We start from the raw sequence: 932 nt of genomic DNA, 5'->3' as shown, positions 1-932 counted from the left end.
GGTAGCGAAATTCCTTGTCGGGTAAGTTCCGACCTGCACGAATGGCGTAACGACTTCTCGACTGTCTCAACCATAGGCCCGGTGAAATTGCACTACGAGTAAAGATGCTCGTTTCGCGCAGCAGGACGGAAAGACCCCGGGACCTTTACTACAGTTTGATATTGGTGTTCGGTTCGGCTTGTGTAGGATAGCTGGGAGACTTTGAGACTCGGACGCCAGTTCGGGTGGAGTCGTCGTTGAAATACCAGTCTGGTCGTGCTGGATGTCTAACCTGGGTCCGTGATCCGGATCAGGGACAGTGTCTGATGGGTAGTTTAACTGGGGCGGTTGCCTCCTAAAGGGTAACGGAGGCGCCCAAAGGTTCCCTCAGCCTGGTTGGTAATCAGGTGTTGAGTGTAAGTGCACAAGGGAGCTTGACTGTGAGACCGACGGGTCGAGCAGGGACGAAAGTCGGGACTAGTGATCCGGCGGTGGCTTGTGGAAGCGCCGTCGCTCAACGGATAAAAGGTACCCCGGGGATAACAGGCTGATCTTCCCCAAGAGTCCATATCGACGGGATGGTTTGGCACCTCGATGTCGGCTCGTCGCATCCTGGGGCTGGAGTCGGTCCCAAGGGTTGGGCTGTTCGCCCATTAAAGCGGTACGCGAGCTGGGTTTAGAACGTCGTGAGACAGTTCGGTCCCTATCCGCTGCGCGCGTAGGAGTCTTGAGAAGGGCTGTCCCTAGTACGAGAGGACCGGGACGGACGAACCTCTGGTGTGCCAGTTGTTCTGCCAAGGGCATGGCTGGTTGGCTACGTTCGGGAGGGATAACCGCTGAAAGCATCTAAGCGGGAAGCCTGCTTCGAGATGAGGACTCCCACCCACTTGATGGGGTAAGGCTCCCAGTAGACGACTGGGTTGATAGGCCGGATATGGAAGCCTGGTGACGGG

Annotated in this window: 1 rRNA gene; it reads left to right on the top strand. The window is 56.9% G+C overall.

The annotated features are described in order from the left end of the window. Window positions 1-932 (top strand): 23S ribosomal RNA (locus IEZ19_RS49995); the annotation flags it as partial.

This window comes from Streptomyces brasiliensis, assembly GCF_014647875.1.
Classification (GTDB): Bacteria; Actinomycetota; Actinomycetes; order Streptomycetales; family Streptomycetaceae; genus Streptomyces; species Streptomyces brasiliensis.
The sequence above is the reverse complement of the archived record's forward strand: the minus strand, read 5'-3'. Positions and strand labels throughout refer to the sequence as shown.